Source organism: Teichococcus globiformis (genome assembly GCF_042646265.1).
GTDB lineage: Bacteria > Pseudomonadota > Alphaproteobacteria > Acetobacterales > Acetobacteraceae > Pseudoroseomonas > Pseudoroseomonas globiformis.
Window position 1 is genome coordinate 445,330 of record NZ_JBHRTN010000008.1, and the last position, 15,107, is coordinate 460,436.

The following is a 15,107-nucleotide window of genomic DNA, read 5'->3' on the forward strand; positions in this document are numbered from 1 at the left end:
ACGATAACGCGGCAGCTCGTGACCGTGCTGCGCGCTTTGGCAACCAATTGTCTCCCAAAGAAGCCCGCAAGGAGGCGCCGAAACTCACAAATCAGCCCCAATCCGGCTGCTGAACCGCGAATGGCGGCGGAAGGAGCGGGGGCTTCAGGTTCCCCACGCTGTCGTCACTTCTCCACGAAGGCCTTCTCGATGACGTAGTGCCCCGGCCGGCTGTTGGCGCCTTCCTCGAAGCCCATGCTTTCCAGGATGCCTTTGGTCTCGGCCAGCATCTCCGGGCTGCCGCAGAGCATGATCCGATCGCTTTCGGGCGAAAAGGCCGGCAGCCCCAGATCGCCGAACAGCTTGCCCGAGCGGATCAGGTCGGTCACCCGCCCCTGGTTGCGGAAAGGCTCGCGCGTGACAGTGGGATAATAGGCCAGCTTGCCACCGATCAACTCGCCCAGCACCTCGTCCTGCGCCAGCCCCTCGATCATGTCGGCATAGGCCAGTTCCTTGACCTCCCTCACGCCGTGCAGCAGCACCACGCGCTCGTAGCGGTCATACACATCCGGCTCGCGGATCAGGGACAGAAAGGGCGCAAGGCCAGTGCCGGTGCCGTACAGCCACAGGGTCTTGCCCGGCAACAGCGCGTCGGTCACCAGCGTACCCACCGACTTCTTGCCGACCAGGATCTCGTCGCCGGCGCGGATATGCTGCAGCCGGCTGGTCAGCGGGCCGTCCTGCACTTTGATGGACAGGAATTCCAGCCCCTCGTCATAGGGCGGGGAGGCAACGGAATAGGCGCGCACCAGCGGCTTACCCTCATTCATCAGGCCGATCATGACGAACTGCCCGGCGGTGAAGCGCAGTCCGGTGTTGCGGGTGCAGCGGAAGCTGAACAGCCGGTCGGTCCAGTGATGCACGCTCTGCACCGTTTCGGTGAAGTAGGCGGGGTGTGCGGCCTTCAGGGCCGGGCGGGTATTGGCGTTCATCGGCGGAAAGATGGCCTTTTCGTTGCGCCGGGCAAGTCTTTGGGGCGGGCAGGACCGGGCTTCGGCTTGCATGCGGCCGCAGTTGCGGTGAGCCTTCGCCTATCATGAGCACACCCCCCAGCGCCACACCCCCCAGCCCCGCCTCTCCGCCGGTCGGACCGGCGGTGGATGCAACCCCCCGCCCGCTGCCGGCGCGCATCGCCCATCGCGGCGCATCGGTGACGCTGGAGCCGCTGGGCATCCGGCATGCCGAAGAGTTGTGGGAGGCGGTCCAGGGCGCCGACAACAGCTGGGCCTATATGGGCTACGGCCCGTTCACCGATGCCGCGGCCTTCCGCAAGTTCCTCGGCGGCTTCTGCACCACGCATGACCCGATCGCCTGGGCGGTGCGGCCGCATATTTCCGGCCGTGCACAGGGCTGGCTGACGCTGATGGAGATCCAGCCCGCCCATGCCGCGATCGAGCTGGGCAACATCTGGTTCTCGCCCCGCATGCAGCGCTCCCGAGCCGCCACCGAGGCGATGTTCCTGCTGATGCGCCACGCCATGGACGATCTCGGCTACCGCCGGCTGGTGTGGAAATGCAACGCGCTGAACGCTCCCTCCCGCCGCGCCGCGGACCGGCTGGGCTTCGCATTCGAGGGCGAGCACCGGGCGCATCTGGTGATCAAGGGCCGGCGGCGCGACACCGCGTGGTTCTCCATTCTGGAGGATGAATGGCCCGCGCGGCGCGATGCCATCGCAGCCTGGCTGGATGAGGCGAATTTCGACCATCGCGGCACGGCGCGCAGCAGCCTCCGCGCCAGTGGCTGAGCCGGGGCTGGGAACCATGGCGCTTGATGATCGTTGAGGCTGCGGGCGGGACGCCGCGTCACGCCCGAGATCATATGCTCCCCGGAAGCCGCAAAACGCGAGACCCCAGGAATTGCCCATGCCTCAGGCCGACAAGCTGCAACAGGTGCGCGCCTCCATCCTTGAGGCCAACGGCACCCTGCCGGAGCCGCCCCCGCCCGAGCCGCAACGCCGCAGCGAGCGGCCGGGAACCGGCGGCTGGGGCCGCAATGCCACGCGGCCGTCGCAGATCCCCGCCCGCGGCTGGTGGAGCATTCTGAAGCGCGCCGTGATCGAGGCCAACAACGACCGCATCATGACCGAGGCGGCGGGCATCACCTTCTACACCCTGCTCTCCATCTTCCCGGCGGTCACGGCGCTGGTGTCGCTCTACGGCCTGGTGGCCGATCCGGTGGTGGTGGGGCAGCACCTCGCGCTGCTGGCCGGCTTCGTGCCCGCAAGCGGCATGGCCCTGATCAACGAGCAATTACAGCGCCTGACCACGGGCCAGACCGGCGCCCTGTCCTTTGGCGCCATCACCGGCCTGCTGGTGGCCCTTTGGTCGGCCAACCAGGGCACCAAGGCGATGTTCGACGCGCTGAACATCGTCTACGAGGAACAAGAGAAGCGCAGCTTCGTGTGGCGCACCGTGATCACGCTCTGCTTCACCTTCGGCACGCTGATCTTCATGATCCTGGCCATGTTGTCGGTCATCGTGCTGCCGGTGGTGCTGGCGTTCGTCGGGCTGGGATCCGCCACCGACCTGCTGCTGCGGCTGGCCCGCTGGCCGATCCTGCTGGTGATCATCACCGCCCTGCTGGCCGTGCTTTATCGCTTCGGCCCCAGCCGGGAGGCGGCGCGCTGGCGCTGGGTCAGCTGGGGCGGGGTTTTCGCCGCCATCCTGTGGGCCATCATCTCCGCCGGCTTCTCGCTCTATGTCAGCTATTTCGCCAATTTCGACGCGACCTACGGGTCGCTGGGCGCGGTGATCGGCTTCATGACCTGGATCTGGCTTTCGGCCATGGTGGTGCTGCTGGGCGCCGAGGTGAATGCCGAGGCCGAGCATCAGACCATGCGCGACAGCACCACGGGGCCGGAGCGGAGACTGGGCACGCGGGGCGCGCAGATGGCGGACACCGTGGCGCGCCCGTCCTGAGGCGCCGCCACGCTTCTGCTGCCGCCATTTCGTCATCGGTTTGTCAAGCGCCCGCAATCTCCACGCCTTAACAGCGCGCCCAACGGCACCTGGTGGAGATTGAACACATGCGCGCATTCCTGCTGGCGGCGAGCGCCCTGATCGGCCTGGCGGCGCCCGCCCTGGCCCAGCGGCCCGGCCCCGCCGCCACCGACCAGAAGGTTGAGGCGCGGCTCGCCGGCCATGCCATCCTGCCCGCCTTCACCATGGCCGTGCCTCCGGCGGATGCGCCGCGTGACGCGCTGGTGTCGGGCAAGTTCACCACCGCGGCGCGGCGCGACCAGCCCGGCAGTATCCCCGGAACCACGGGGCCCGCCCCCACCGGCCGCCCCACCGGCATCGCCCTGCCGTTCATCGGCCAGCCGGTGCAGGGCTTTTCCGGCATCAAGCCGGTGACCGGCGACGCCGGCGCCTATTGGGTACTGACCGACAACGGCTTCGGCAACAAACGCAACAGCGGCGATGCGCTGCTGATGTTCCACAGGCTCCGGCCGGATTTCGCCACCGGCCAGGTCGCAGTGGAGCAGACCGTCTTCCTGTCCGACCCCGATCGCCGCATTCCGTTCCGCATTGCCCATGAGGCCACCGCCGAGCGCTATCTGACCGGCGCCGATTTCGACCCGGAAAGCATTCAGCCCATCCCCGGCGATGGCGGCTTCTGGATCGGCGAGGAATTCGGCCCCTTCCTGATCCGCGTGGACATGCAGGGGCGGGTGCGGCAGGTGGTGGAAACCCGGCTGGACGGCACCGTGCTGCGCAGCCCCGACCATCCGTCCCTGAGCGTGGGCGCGACACCCGTCGCCGGCGCCGATTTCCGCGTCCGCCGCTCCGGCGGGTTCGAGGGCATGGCGATGCTGCCCGACGGCTCGCGCCTCTGGGCTCTGCTGGAGCAGCCGCTCTTCGTTTCCGGCACCGACCGGGCCGAGGGCGAGTTCCTGCGCATGCTGGAGTTCGATACGGCCAAGGGCGACTGGACCGGCCGCAGCCTGAAGTTCCGCCTGACCCCGGGTGCCGTCGCCATTGGCGACTTCAACATGATCGACGATCGACGCGCCCTCGTGATCGAGCGCGACAATGGCGAGGGCGATGCTTCCCTGGCTTGCGGGGGCGAGCGGAACCCGCCTGCTTGCTTCAGCAGCCCGGCCAAGGTGAAGCGGATCTCGCTGATCGACCTCGGCGCCGTGGATGCCGACGGCTTTGTCGCCAAGCTGGCGCATATCGACCTGCTGGACATCCGGGACGCGGAAGGGCTTTCGCGCGGGAACGGCGACCGCGCGGCCGATATTCCCCGCGACCGCTTCACCTTCCCCTTCATCACCATCGAGAATGTGGCGGCGGTGGATGGGGAGCACATCATCGTGGGCAACGACAACAACCTTCCCTTCAGCGCCGGCCGGCACCTCGCCCGCGCGGACAACAACGAACTGATCCTGCTGCACGTCCCGGAGCTGCTGCGCGCGCGCTGAGCGGCTTGGCGGGCAGGGGCGGTGGCGGGGTGGCCCTTGCCGTCCGCCGCCGCCACCCTTACCCCTGGGGGCCAGGATCTGGGTGAAGAGAGATTGCATGCCGCTGCGTGACGCGACCCCCGCCGACCTGCCGGCCATCACCGCGATCTACGCCCATCACGTCGCGACGGGCACCGGCACCTTCGAGGAGGTGCCGCCGGGCGAGGCCGAGATGGCGGCACGCTTCCGCCGCGTGCTGGAATCCGGCTGCGCCTGGCTGGTCGCCGAGGAAGCCGGCGAAGTTCTAGGCTTCGCCTTCTTTGCGCCGTATCGCAGCCACTCGGCCTATCGCCATTCGGCCGAGGATTCGATCTATGTGCGGCACGACGTGCATGGCCAGGGCCTGGGCAAGAGCCTGGTGGCTGCCCTGCTGGAGCGGGCCGAGCAGGCGGGCTACCGCCAGATCTTCGCCATCATCGGCGATTCGGAGAATGTCGGCTCCATCGGGCTTCACCTGTCCCTGGGGTTCCGCCAGGTGGGCATGCTGCGCGCGGCGGGGCTGAAATTCGGCCGCTGGCTGGACGTGGTGCAGATGCAGCGGGGCCTCGGCGCCGGGGATCGAACACTGCCCCGCTGATCCCGCCGCACGCACGCTGTGCGGCGCCCCTGGTTCGAAAAATTGCGCTTTCGCGGTGCAAACTTCCACCTCCCGACCCATTTGGCCCTGAACGAGGTGCATTGGCGAAGGGGGAGAGGGGCTTTTGCTCGACCAGTTCGACGAAACCGCGCGTGAGATCGTGGCCTCGGCCAGCTGGGCGCCAGACTGGGCCGTCAGCCTAGCCGTGCTGGCCATTTCGCTGCTGCCGGCGCTCCTGGCGCACCGGATCATCTTCCGCATCATGAACCGGCTGGTCGCCGACCGGGACCTGTTCTGGCGCTCGCTCGTGCAGCGCACGGAGGGGCCGGTCCGGCTGGGGCTGATCGTGGTGGCGCTCAGCATCGGTGCCACCATCGCGCCGCTCACGCCCGGCGAGGCGGGTGTGGTGCGGCATGCGCTGGCCATTTGCTTCATCTGCCTGGTGGGCTGGGTGGCTCTGACAGCGCTGCGCATCTGGACCACGGTCTATCTCCGACGCTTCAAGCTCGACGCCGAGGACAACCTCCTTGCCCGCAAGCACGCCACCCAGTCGCGCATCCTGCAGCGGGTGGCGGCGACGCTGATCGTCGTGGTCACTGTTTCGGTGGCGCTGATGACCTTCGACGGGGTACGGCAATATGGCGTGTCGCTGCTGGCATCGGCCGGCGCCGCCGGCCTGGTGGTGGGCCTGGCGCTGCAACCGCTGCTGAAGAACCTCGTGGCCGGCATACAGCTCGCCGTGACCCAGCCGATCCGGCTGGAGGATGCGGTGATCGTCGAGGGCGAGTGGGGCAATGTGGAGGAGATCACCTCCACCTATGTGGTGGTCCGCGTCTGGGACTGGCGCCGCATCGTGCTGCCGCTTTCCTACTTCATCGAGCAACCGTTCCAGAACTGGACCCGCGAGGGCGCCGCCCTGATCGGCAATGTGATGCTCTTCGTCGACTATTCCGCGCCGGTGGCCGAGATGCGGCGCCAGCTGGAGCGGATCGCGCGTGAATCGCCCCTGTGGGACAAGCAGGTGATCAACCTGTCGGTGGTGGATTTCACCCAGCACACCATGCAGGTCCGCATGCTCGTCTCCGCCAGCAATGCCGGCCGGACCTTTGATCTGCGCTGCGAGGTGCGGGAGAAGATGATCGCGTGGCTGCAGGCCGAGTACCCGCACGCCCTGCCGCGCCAGCGCGCCGAGATCGACCGCCTGCCCAAGGGGGCCGCCTGGATGGACAAGGTGGCGGCGGAATGAACCCGGACCTCCTCGAGGTCCAGCGGAAGTGTTTCCGCTGCGCGTGCGGGTGAGCCTGGGCTGTCTGGCCGGCTTCGTAGCCAAAGGATGGGCGCGGGCCGGCGAGTGGCCGGTGCGCTGCCTTGCCGAAAACGTGCTCTCCCGCCCTGGTGAACGCTACGCGTCCATGGTCCGGTCCGTGATCAAGAAGCACGCGATCGGGGTGCAGCCGGGCTGAACATCCCTCACGCCACCAGCAGACCGCCGCCAATCTCGCGTCGCAGCTTGCGCCGGATCGCCGCGGCGAAGTCCGCGTAATCGGCACAGCTCATGGCAAAGGCGCCGGGGCCGCCGATCACCTCCGCCTCGTAATGGCCGAGCAGGTCCGGCTCCTCGTTCAGCACCGCCAGGGCGTTGAGAGTGACGCCGGCGGCAACGCCGATGTCGCGCACCGGCCCCGGGGGGCGCCCCTGGTTGTGCGCACCGTCGCCGCTGACATCCAGCACCAGCCGGCTGGCCTCCGCCGTGAAACGGCCCAGCAGCCCCAGCCCCGCCGCCATGCCGGGGCCCAGCGCCGTGGCGCCGGGGCCGGGAAGGCGGGGAGCGTTGTCGATGGCATCCGCCAGCCCTGCCGCCGCCTCGGCCCCGTCGATGCGCAGCCAGGGCACCGCCACCTCCTGCGCCGACGACCAGAACAACACCGAAACCGCCACCGCCCCGCGCGGCCCGGCGGCGCAGGCGGCTGCGATGTCGGCCTCGCGGAAGGCACCGGCCAGCCCGCCGATCATCAGGCCGAACTCGCCGAAGTCCACGCTGGCCGAAACATCCACGGCCAGGCAGAGCGCCAGATCCACCGGTTGCATGCCGGGCCCTCCCATTTACCCTCCGCGGCTCTGCCGGAGAAGTGAAGACGCTGCAAGCACCCGCGCCGGGCCCAAGGGCCGGGCAAGTTGTGGCGGGAAAGCCGCGTGCGGCAGGTTGAAGCGGCAGGCCGGGATCATCACTTGCCCTTGGAACCTGTCTTTTTGGTAAGGTCGCAGCACGCCGGGTGCGGCGTCCCGGTGACGCGATGAGGATGGATGATGGATGGACGATCCGGCGCCGCAGCGCCGGCCGCCGCGACAGGCCGCTTTTTTCCCGCCCATGATCGAGAGGAACCCGGTCACCGGCCATCCGGCCACGATCCGCACGGGCATGACGGGGCGCCGATCACCCGGATCATCACCGAGGTGGCGGCGACCTTTCCGGGCGAGCGCATCAGCCTGGGCGAAATGGCGGAGGCCTTTGGCGAGCGCGCCTTCGGGCTGTTGATCCTGCTGCTCTGCCTGCCCAGCCTGCTGCCTGGCATGGCCAGTGTGTTCGGCCTGCCCATGCTGATCCTGGGGGTCCAGATGGGCATGGGCCGCACCCGCCCGGCCCTGCCGAGATTCCTGGCCCGCCAGACAGTGAAGCGGACCGACCTGCTTCGCCTGGCCTCGGCCTCGACGCGCGGGCTGAGCTTCGTCGAACGCTTCGTGCGTCCACGTCCCGGCTGGTTCATCCAGCCGGCAGGGGAGCGGCTGGTCGGCTGGCTCACCGTGCTGTCGGCGGTGATGCTGATCCTGCCCGGCCCCGGCACCAACGGCCCGCCCGCCTTCGGCACCATCATCATGGCATTGGGCGTGGTGGAGCAGGATAGCCGCGTCACCGGCTGGGGCGTCGCCGCGACGGCCGCAGGCTGCCTGTTCGCCCTGGGCGTGCTGGCGGCGCTGTGCTGGTTCGGCCTGCAGGCGGTCGGCCTGCTGTTCTGAGGCTGCGCTGCCGCGCTGGCTCATTCCGCCATCCGCCCTTCCAGCAGATCCAGCAGCGCCCGCGCCGCCGGCGCCGGCGAAGCCCCGCGCCGCAGCGCCACCCCGGTCGCCCGCTCGATCACCGGATCGGTCAGCGTCCGTGCCACCAGCACCGGATGCGGCCCGCGCGGCAGGGCCAGGCGCGGGACCACCGCGACGCCCAGTCCGGCCTCCACCAGGCCAAGGCTGGTTGAGAGGTGCTCCGCCTCGTAATGCCAGTTCGGCTGGATGCCCCGCGGCAGAAGCGCCCGGTCCAGGATCAGCCGGTTGCCCGAGCGGCGTGAAACGCCGACCAGCACCTCCCCGGCCAGATCGGCCCAGCCCAGCGCTTCGCGCCCTGCCAGCCTGTGGTCACGCCGGCAGGCCAGCACGAAGGGGTCGCGGCGCAAGGCGCGGAACTCCACGTCGGGATGCCCCGCCCCCTCCATGCCGATGCCGAACTCCACCGCACCGGTGGCCACCGCATCCACCACCCCATCGGCAGACAGGTCCATGACCCGCACCCGCACGGCGGGAAAGCGCGCGGCGAAATCGGCCAGTGTCGCCGGCAGGAAGTAATAGGCGGCGGTGGGGATGCAGGCGATCGTCACCAGCCCGCGCCGCCGCGCCGCCGTTTCCCGGATGCCGAGCAGGCTTTCCTCCAGCTCGTCCAGCAGACGCCGCGCCCGCGGCAGGAATTCGCGCCCCATCTGCGTCAGCGCCACCCGCCGCGTGGAACGGGCCAGCAAGGCGACGCCTAGCTCCTCCTCCAGGGCTGAGAGCCTGCGCGACACGGCCGGCAACGACAGGTGCAGCACTTCGGTGGCCCGGGTCAGGCTTTCCGCCTCGGCCACGGCGACAAAGGTGCGAAGCTGGTCGAGGTCGATCGGCATGAGGCGCATTGTTGCACAGGACGCAGCAATTCTGCCGATCTTTGCACTTCAGTAACAAGCCCGGTCGGCGCAGAAAAGGCGGCAAGAGCAAACGCCCCTGGATGCGCCCCATGCCCCTCCGCCTTCCCTGCGTGCTGATGCGCGCTGGCACCAGCCGCGGCCCCTTCTTCCTGTCCGGCCATCTTCCCGCCGACCCCGCGCGCCGCGACGCGATGCTGCTGGCTGCGCTAGGCTCGCCGCACCCGCTGCAGATCGACGGCATCGGCGGCGGCAACAGCCTCACGAGCAAGGTCGCCATGATCGGCCCCTCCGCCTCGGTGGATACCGACGTGGACTACCTCTTCGCCCAGGTTTCGGTGGAGCGCGGGCTTGTGGATACCGGGCCCAACTGCGGCAACATGCTGGCCGGCGTGGGACCCTTCGCCATTGAGGCCGGGCTGGTGCCGCCGCAGGGCGAGGAAACGGTGGTGCGCATTCTGAACCGCAACACCGGGGCAAGGGTGGAGGCGGTGGTGCAAACCCCCGGCGGCCAGGTGACCTATGAGGGTGAGGCCCGCATTCCCGGCGTTCCGGGCTCGGCCGCCCCCATCGCCCTGCGCTTCCGCGACGTGTCCGGCAGCCAGACCGGCCGGCTCTTCCCGACCGGCGCCCGCACGGAGACCATCGGCGACATTCCCGTCACGTTGATCGACGGTGCCATGCCGATGCTGCTGTTGGAGGCCGCGCGCCTGGGCACCGATGCCAGCTTGCCACCCGAGGCTATCGAGGCTGATCCCGCGTTGCTGGCGCGGATCGAGGCGCTGAGGCTGGAAGCCGGGCGCCGCATGGGCCTGGGCGACGTTTCCGGCAGCGTGATCCCCAAACCGGCCCTGCTGGGGCCGGGGCGGGACGCGGCGGGCCTGGTCGCGCGCTACCTGACGCCGCACGCCGTGCATCGCGCCATGGCGGTGACCGGCGGCATCACCCTGGCCGTGGCGGCGCACACCCCCGGCACTGTTGCAGCGGCACTGGCCCGCCCGGATGGAGACGGTCTGCGCATCGCGCATCCCGCCGGGCTGCTGGAGATCGGCCTCGGCTTCGCCGACGGCGCCGTGGCCTGGGCCAGCGTCCTGCGCACCGCCCGCCGCATCTTCGAGGGGCACCTGCTGCTGCCCGAGCCCGTCACAACCGCGGCCCCGCCGCTGGCCGCTCCACCCCTGGCCGCCGAATAAGCAACCACAACAAGGAAACCTCCGCCATGCAACGCCGCCTCCTGCTGCAGACCCTGGCCGCCGCACCGATCCTGGCCGCCCCGCGCATCCTGCGGGCGGCGCCCTCCTGGCCCGCGCGGCCCATCCGCCTGCTGGTCGCGTATGCGCCGGGCGGCGGCACGGACAACGTCGCCCGCGTGGTGGCGGCGCGGTTGCAGGGCGTGCTGGGCCAGCCGGTGGTGGTGGAAAACAAGCCCGGTGCCGGCGGCAACCTGGCCACCGATGAAGTGTCGGGCGCGAGGCCCGACGGCTATACGCTGCTCGTCGGCAATCAGGGGCCGATGACGGTGAACCAGTCCCTGTTCCCTAAAATGCGCAACGACCCGCTGAAGACGCTGGACCCGGTGGCGCTGCTCGCCGACGCGCCGCTGGTCGCGGTGGCCGGACAAGGCAGCAAGGCCCGCGACCTGAAGGGGCTGCTGGAGGAGGCGCGGGCGGCGCGCGGAAACTTTGCCTACGCGTCGGCTTCCAATGGCTCGGCGAGCCACCTGGCCGCGGCGCTGATGTTCCAGATGGCGGGCATCGAGGCGGAGCACCTGCCCTTCCGCGGCGCCGGTCCGGCGCTGAACGACGTGGTGGCGGGCCATGTCCCCTTCATGATCACGACCCTGCCTTCCGTGATCGCGCTGATCCAGGGCGAGATGGTGCGGCCGCTGGCGGTGACGGGGGAGTCGCACATTGCCGCGTTGCCCGATGTGCCCACCGTGGCCGAGGCGGCGCTGCCCGGCTACCGCTCCTCCGCCTGGTACGGCATCCTGGCGCCGCGCGGCACGCCCGAACCCATCCGCGCGCGGCTGGAAGCGGCCGTAGCCGACAGCCTGACCGCCGAGGAGGTGACCAGGCGCCTGCGCGAGGAAGGGGCCGAGCCGTCCCGCATGGGAGGCGCCGCGCTGGCGCGCTTCATGGCCGATGAGCGCATGCGTTGGGCCCGGCTGGTGAGCGAGGCCAAGATCGCGGTGGAATAAGCGCCCTCCGCCCGAACTCGGGGGGAGCGGACGGGCTTGCCTGGGCCGCTCAGCCGGCGGCTTCCACCGTGACATGCGCCAGGGCGTGGATCGGCCGCAGTCTTTCGCGGATCTCCGCCCCGCTCGCCGCGCCGGTGACGCTCACGATTGCCGCATGCGCCTCTGGGCCGACGCGCCACACATGCAGGTCGGTGATGCGGACGTCCCCCCGCCCTTCGACCCGCTCGCGGATCGCCGCCTCCAGCGCCGGATCGCTCACATCCAGCAGAATACCTGCCGTGTCGCGCATCAGGCCCCAGGACCAGCGGGCGATCACCGCGCCACCGACGATCCCCATGAGCGGGTCGAGCCACACCCAGCCAAGATAGCGTCCCGCCACCAGCGCGACGATGGCCAGCACCGAGGTCAGCGCATCGGCCAGCACGTGCAGGTAAGCCGAGCGCAGGTTGTTGTCGCCATGCCCATGAGGGTGCCCATGGTCATGGTGATACCCATGGGCATGGTGATGATCGTGGCCGTGGGCGTGCCCGCCCGAAAGCAGCGCCGCGCTCGCCAGATTGACCCCGAGGCCGATGGTCGCCACCAGGGCCGCCTGGCCAAAGGCCACCTCGGCGGGGTTCATCAGCCGCGCGGCCGATTCCGCGGCGATGCCGATGGCGAAGATCCCCAGAACCACCGCCGAGGCGAAGCCCGCCAGGTCCCCCACCTTGCCGGTGCCGAAGGAGAAGCGGCGGTCATGCGCGTGGCGGCGGGCGAAGCGGTAGGCGAGGGCCGCTACCGCCAGCGCTCCCGCATGGGTTGCCATGTGCACCCCGTCCGCCAACAGGGCCATGGAGCCGAAGGCAAGGCCGGCGGCGATCTCCGCCACCATCATGACCGCCGTCAGCACCACCACCCACACGGTGCGCCGCGCGTTCCGGTCATGCCCGGAGCCGAGGAAGACATGCTCATGCGGCTCGGCCATGGCGCTGTTTCCTTATCTCGAGTAGCGGCGGATCACGGCAACCAGCTCCTCGGCACCCCGGGTTCGGTCGGCATCGGACAGGCCGGGATGGGCCACATGCTCGCGCAGATGATTCTCGACGATCTCGTCGAGCAGCCCGGCCACGGCGCCGCGCACGGCGGCCACCCGCTGCAGCGTGGTGGCACAGTCCGCGTCTTCCAGCAGGGCCCGCTCGACAGCCTCGAGCTGCCCCTTGATGCGACGGACCCGGTTCAGCAGCGGCTGGCGCTTCTCGGAGAGGTGCATAATACCATACTGGGGTAGGGTATCGGCCGGATCAAGCACCCGCGCGGTCCGGCTGCGGGCCGAGCCTCAGCGCGGCAATCGCTTGAACATGAAGCGCGTGGCCGCCGTGGCGGTGGCGCCCTCGGCCCCATTGTCCTGCGGCACCAGGGCGTAGTCCGGCACGATCCCCGCATCCTGCCAGCCCAGGCTGCGGTACATTGCCTGGCCCGCATCGCCATCCAGCGTGTCCAGCACCAGCAGCCAGCGTCCTTCCCGGGCCGCCATCGTCTCCAGCGCCGACATCAGCGCGGCGCCGATCCCTTGCCGCCGGGCGGCGGGATGCACCATCAGCTTGGAAATCTCGGCCCTGTGCCGACCGTTGGGCAAGGTTGCGGGCAGCAGCGCGCCCGTCCCCACCAGCCGCCCCTGTTGGCGCGCCACCAGCATCCGCCGGCTGCCATCCGCCAGCCCCGGCACGAGGCCGCGCCAGAACGCTTCCGCAGCCTCAACAGCCAGTGGCGGCAGGAAGCCGATGCTGGCTCCTTGCGCGACGCAGGCTACCAGCATGGCCGAGAGCCCGGGCAGGAAGTCCGGCAGGGCGTCGGCGGACAGCTGCTCGATGGTGATCTCGCTCATCCGTGCTCCTTTCGAGACGAGCCTCAGGGCGGGCAAAGCGCGAGCACGTACCGCGCGGCGGAACCGCCGGCGGGACAGTGGAAGCGGCTTGGCCCGAACAGGCGGTAGCGTAGGCAGTCGCCGGCGGAGAGGCTGTGGGTGCGTCCCTCCGCCGTCAGGTCCAGCGCGCCCTCCAGCAGCCACAAGTGATGTTCCAGCCCTGGCTGGGGCGAGGACGCGTAGGCGATGCTGGCACCCGCCGGCAGCCGTCCTTCCAGCATCTCCAGCCGCAACCCGCCGCCGGGGGGCGAAATCAGCCGCCGCCGGAATCCGCTCTCGGGATCGGTCCACACTGTCTGGGCGCCGGCAAGGATCAACTCGGCAGAGGTGTCCTCCACCTCGGCCATCAGCCGCGAAAGGCTGCGGCCATAGGTGGTGCAGAGCCGCCCCAGCATGGTGGCGCTGGGGCTGGTTTCCCCGCGCTCCAGCCGGGACAGGGTGGCGCGGCTGATGCCGGTGCGATCCGACAGGGTGTCAAGCGACAGGCCGTGTTCCGCTCGCAGCAGCGCCAAGCGTCTGGCGATGCGGACATCCAGCGAATCAGTCTCTGTTTCTCTCACATGAGAATATTTCTCGTTTGTGAACCGAAGGTCAAGCCACTGATCGCACTGCCATGGCCGAACTTGTGGATCCCTCGCGCCGTACCCGTTGGGTTCCTATCATGGCGGCACGTTCTCCGGAGTCGCGCATGCCCGAATGGCTGCTGCCCCTGTCTCTCGCGGCCGCACCCGTGGCCCTGCTGTTGCTGGTTCTGGCCCTGCGCCGTCCGGCGGTTCCCGACGGTTTCGCGCTGCTCGCCGGCAAGCTTGAGGCGCTGGCAGGCACGCAGGAACGTCTCGCCGCCCTGACTGCCGATCGCCTGGCACAGCAGGACCACGCCCTGGCGGAGCGGTTGGACCTGTCCTCCCGCCGCCTCGATGCCGCGTTGCGCACCCAGAATGACCGGCTGGCGGCGCAGGAGCGCGCCATGGCCGATCGCCTGGCGCGCTCCAGCCAGGGCATCAGCGACAGCATCGGCCATGCCATGGCCAAGCAGAACGACCGCATCGCCGCCTCGCAGCTGGCGCTGAACGGGGCCATCGCGGCCCAGAACGTGCGGCTGGACGCCGCTCTGGCGCAGCAACAGGAGCGGCTGGCGCAGAGCCTCGCCGATTCCGCCCTCCGCGCCCAGGAAAGCGCCGGGCAGATCCAGGAGCGGCTGGCGGTGATCGACGCCGCGCGCGCCAACATGGAGGCGCTGGGCGGGCAGGTCACCAACCTTGCCGCCATCCTGGGCAACAAGCAGAGCCGCGGCGCCTTCGGCGAGATGCAGCTGCGGCAGCTGGTGGAAGACCGGCTGCCGCCGGACGGCTTCTCCTGGCAGCACACCCTGTCCACCGGCACACGCTGCGACTGCCTGATCCGGCTGCCCTACCCGCCCGGCCCTGTGGCGGTGGACAGCAAGTTCCCGCTGGAAGCCTGGCAGAGCTGGCGCGACGCCGCCGAGGATGTTGGCGCCCGCACCGCCGCCGGCCGGCAATTCGCCGCCGACATGCGCCGCCACATCGACGACATCGCCCGCAAATACCTGATCCCCGGTGAAACGGCCGAGGCCGCCATCCTGTTCGTCCCGTCCGAGGCCATCTTCGCCGAGCTGCACACCGGTTTCACGCCCGTGGTGGACGAGGCGCAGCGCAAGCGCGTCTACATCGCCTCGCCCACAACGCTGTGGGCCATGCTCTCGGCCATGCGCTCGCTGATGCAGGATGTGCGGATGCGCGCCCAGGCCGGCCGCATCCGCGAGGAAGTGGCACGGCTGATGGCCGACCTGCACCGCCTGAACGAGCGCGTTGGCAAGCTGAAGACCCACTTCAACCAGGCGCAGGACGACATCCGCACCATCGACATCAGCACCGACAAGATCCTGCGCGCCGGCGCCCGGATCGAGGCGGTGGAAACGGATGACGAGCCGCCCGAGCCCCTGCGGATCGCCGGGGAATAGCGGC

General features: G+C 69.8%; 16 protein-coding genes. 9 read left to right on the forward strand and 7 right to left on the reverse strand.

Going from position 1 to position 15,107, the window contains the following annotated elements:
• Positions 1-164: 164 nt before the first annotated feature.
• The gene (locus tag ACFOD4_RS09390; protein ID WP_379595851.1) at positions 165-971 is read right to left on the reverse strand and encodes a ferredoxin--NADP reductase; all 807 of its coding nucleotides are present in this window, start codon (positions 969-971) and stop codon (positions 165-167) included.
• A 104-nt stretch (positions 972-1,075) separates the two neighbouring features.
• Between ACFOD4_RS09390 and ACFOD4_RS09395 the strand changes: the two genes are divergently transcribed.
• From ACFOD4_RS09395 to ACFOD4_RS09415, 5 genes are all read left to right on the forward strand, one after another.
• On the forward strand, positions 1,076-1,783 hold the full coding sequence (locus ACFOD4_RS09395) for a GNAT family N-acetyltransferase (protein WP_379595853.1): 708 nt from the start codon (positions 1,076-1,078) through the stop codon (positions 1,781-1,783).
• A gap of 118 nt (positions 1,784-1,901) precedes the next feature.
• Positions 1,902-2,957, forward strand: a complete 1,056-nt coding sequence (locus ACFOD4_RS09400; protein ID WP_379595855.1) for a YihY/virulence factor BrkB family protein — start codon at positions 1,902-1,904, stop codon at positions 2,955-2,957.
• Positions 2,958-3,064: 107 nt separating this feature from the next.
• Positions 3,065-4,462: an esterase-like activity of phytase family protein gene (locus ACFOD4_RS09405; protein WP_379595857.1), complete on the forward strand. Its 1,398-nt coding sequence runs from the start codon at positions 3,065-3,067 to the stop codon at positions 4,460-4,462.
• Positions 4,463-4,559: 97 nt separating this feature from the next.
• Complete coding sequence (locus ACFOD4_RS09410) at positions 4,560-5,078, forward strand: GNAT family N-acetyltransferase (protein WP_379595859.1); 519 nt, start codon at positions 4,560-4,562, stop codon at positions 5,076-5,078.
• A gap of 124 nt (positions 5,079-5,202) precedes the next feature.
• Positions 5,203-6,324, forward strand: coding sequence for a mechanosensitive ion channel family protein (locus ACFOD4_RS09415; RefSeq protein ID WP_379595861.1), 1,122 nt, complete (start codon positions 5,203-5,205; stop codon positions 6,322-6,324).
• Between the two features lie 224 nt (positions 6,325-6,548).
• On the opposite strand, the gene ACFOD4_RS09420 is transcribed toward ACFOD4_RS09415, so the two are convergent.
• Entirely contained in the window at positions 6,549-7,166 is a 618-nt protein-coding gene (locus ACFOD4_RS09420) for a DUF1194 domain-containing protein (RefSeq protein WP_379595863.1), read from the reverse strand.
• A 219-nt stretch (positions 7,167-7,385) separates the two neighbouring features.
• On the opposite strand from ACFOD4_RS09420, the gene ACFOD4_RS09425 reads away from it, so the two are divergent.
• Positions 7,386-8,093 carry an exopolysaccharide biosynthesis protein gene (locus ACFOD4_RS09425; RefSeq protein WP_379595865.1) on the forward strand — a complete coding sequence of 236 codons (708 nt, stop codon included), beginning with the start codon at positions 7,386-7,388 and terminating at the stop codon, positions 8,091-8,093.
• 20 nt (positions 8,094-8,113) lie between these two features.
• Here ACFOD4_RS09425 and ACFOD4_RS09430 read toward each other — a convergent pair whose 3' ends face one another.
• Positions 8,114-9,004, reverse strand: coding sequence for a LysR family transcriptional regulator (locus tag ACFOD4_RS09430; protein ID WP_379595867.1), 891 nt, complete (start codon positions 9,002-9,004; stop codon positions 8,114-8,116).
• A gap of 110 nt (positions 9,005-9,114) precedes the next feature.
• Here ACFOD4_RS09430 and ACFOD4_RS09435 point away from each other — a divergent pair, with 110 nt between their 5' ends.
• Positions 9,115-10,215 carry a 4-oxalomesaconate tautomerase gene (locus tag ACFOD4_RS09435; protein WP_379595869.1) on the forward strand — a complete coding sequence of 367 codons (1,101 nt, stop codon included), beginning with the start codon at positions 9,115-9,117 and terminating at the stop codon, positions 10,213-10,215.
• Positions 10,216-10,241: 26 nt separating this feature from the next.
• Positions 10,242-11,219, forward strand: coding sequence for a Bug family tripartite tricarboxylate transporter substrate binding protein (locus ACFOD4_RS09440; RefSeq protein WP_379595871.1), 978 nt, complete (start codon positions 10,242-10,244; stop codon positions 11,217-11,219).
• Between the two features lie 49 nt (positions 11,220-11,268).
• On the opposite strand, the gene dmeF is transcribed toward ACFOD4_RS09440, so the two are convergent.
• From dmeF to ACFOD4_RS09460, 4 genes are all read right to left on the reverse strand, one after another.
• Complete coding sequence (dmeF, locus tag ACFOD4_RS09445; RefSeq protein WP_379595873.1) at positions 11,269-12,183, reverse strand: CDF family Co(II)/Ni(II) efflux transporter DmeF; 915 nt, start codon at positions 12,181-12,183, stop codon at positions 11,269-11,271.
• Between the two features lie 12 nt (positions 12,184-12,195).
• Positions 12,196-12,468 carry a metal/formaldehyde-sensitive transcriptional repressor gene (locus tag ACFOD4_RS09450; protein ID WP_379595875.1) on the reverse strand — a complete coding sequence of 91 codons (273 nt, stop codon included), beginning with the start codon at positions 12,466-12,468 and terminating at the stop codon, positions 12,196-12,198.
• A gap of 66 nt (positions 12,469-12,534) precedes the next feature.
• A complete protein-coding gene (locus ACFOD4_RS09455) occupies positions 12,535-13,083 on the reverse strand; it encodes a GNAT family N-acetyltransferase (protein ID WP_379595877.1) in 549 nt (182 codons plus the stop codon).
• A gap of 23 nt (positions 13,084-13,106) precedes the next feature.
• Entirely contained in the window at positions 13,107-13,682 is a 576-nt protein-coding gene (locus tag ACFOD4_RS09460) for a helix-turn-helix domain-containing protein (protein WP_379595879.1), read from the reverse strand.
• Positions 13,683-13,810: 128 nt separating this feature from the next.
• Here ACFOD4_RS09460 and ACFOD4_RS09465 point away from each other — a divergent pair, with 128 nt between their 5' ends.
• Positions 13,811-15,103 carry a DNA recombination protein RmuC gene (locus tag ACFOD4_RS09465; RefSeq protein WP_379595881.1) on the forward strand — a complete coding sequence of 431 codons (1,293 nt, stop codon included), beginning with the start codon at positions 13,811-13,813 and terminating at the stop codon, positions 15,101-15,103.
• Positions 15,104-15,107 lie beyond the last annotated feature (4 nt).

What these genes read in the sequence shown, in the direction of transcription:
- ACFOD4_RS09435 (WP_379595869.1), top strand. Translation starts at nt 9,115, where the DNA reads ATGCCCCTCCGCCTTCCCTGCGTGCTGATGCGCGCTGGCACCAGCCGC.
- ACFOD4_RS09450 (WP_379595875.1), bottom strand. Translation starts at nt 12,468, where the DNA reads ATGCACCTCTCCGAGAAGCGCCAGCCGCTGCTGAACCGGGTCCGTCGC.
- ACFOD4_RS09405 (WP_379595857.1), top strand. Translation starts at nt 3,065, where the DNA reads ATGCGCGCATTCCTGCTGGCGGCGAGCGCCCTGATCGGCCTGGCGGCG.
- ACFOD4_RS09390 (WP_379595851.1), bottom strand. Translation starts at nt 971, where the DNA reads ATGAACGCCAATACCCGCCCGGCCCTGAAGGCCGCACACCCCGCCTAC.
- ACFOD4_RS09420 (WP_379595863.1), bottom strand. Translation starts at nt 7,166, where the DNA reads ATGCAACCGGTGGATCTGGCGCTCTGCCTGGCCGTGGATGTTTCGGCC.
- ACFOD4_RS09430 (WP_379595867.1), bottom strand. Translation starts at nt 9,004, where the DNA reads ATGCCGATCGACCTCGACCAGCTTCGCACCTTTGTCGCCGTGGCCGAG.
- ACFOD4_RS09400 (WP_379595855.1), top strand. Translation starts at nt 1,902, where the DNA reads ATGCCTCAGGCCGACAAGCTGCAACAGGTGCGCGCCTCCATCCTTGAG.
- ACFOD4_RS09395 (WP_379595853.1), top strand. Translation starts at nt 1,076, where the DNA reads ATGAGCACACCCCCCAGCGCCACACCCCCCAGCCCCGCCTCTCCGCCG.
- ACFOD4_RS09410 (WP_379595859.1), top strand. Translation starts at nt 4,560, where the DNA reads ATGCCGCTGCGTGACGCGACCCCCGCCGACCTGCCGGCCATCACCGCG.
- ACFOD4_RS09425 (WP_379595865.1), top strand. Translation starts at nt 7,386, where the DNA reads ATGGATGGACGATCCGGCGCCGCAGCGCCGGCCGCCGCGACAGGCCGC.
- dmeF (WP_379595873.1), bottom strand. Translation starts at nt 12,183, where the DNA reads ATGGCCGAGCCGCATGAGCATGTCTTCCTCGGCTCCGGGCATGACCGG.
- ACFOD4_RS09440 (WP_379595871.1), top strand. Translation starts at nt 10,242, where the DNA reads ATGCAACGCCGCCTCCTGCTGCAGACCCTGGCCGCCGCACCGATCCTG.
- ACFOD4_RS09465 (WP_379595881.1), top strand. Translation starts at nt 13,811, where the DNA reads ATGCCCGAATGGCTGCTGCCCCTGTCTCTCGCGGCCGCACCCGTGGCC.
- ACFOD4_RS09455 (WP_379595877.1), bottom strand. Translation starts at nt 13,083, where the DNA reads ATGAGCGAGATCACCATCGAGCAGCTGTCCGCCGACGCCCTGCCGGAC.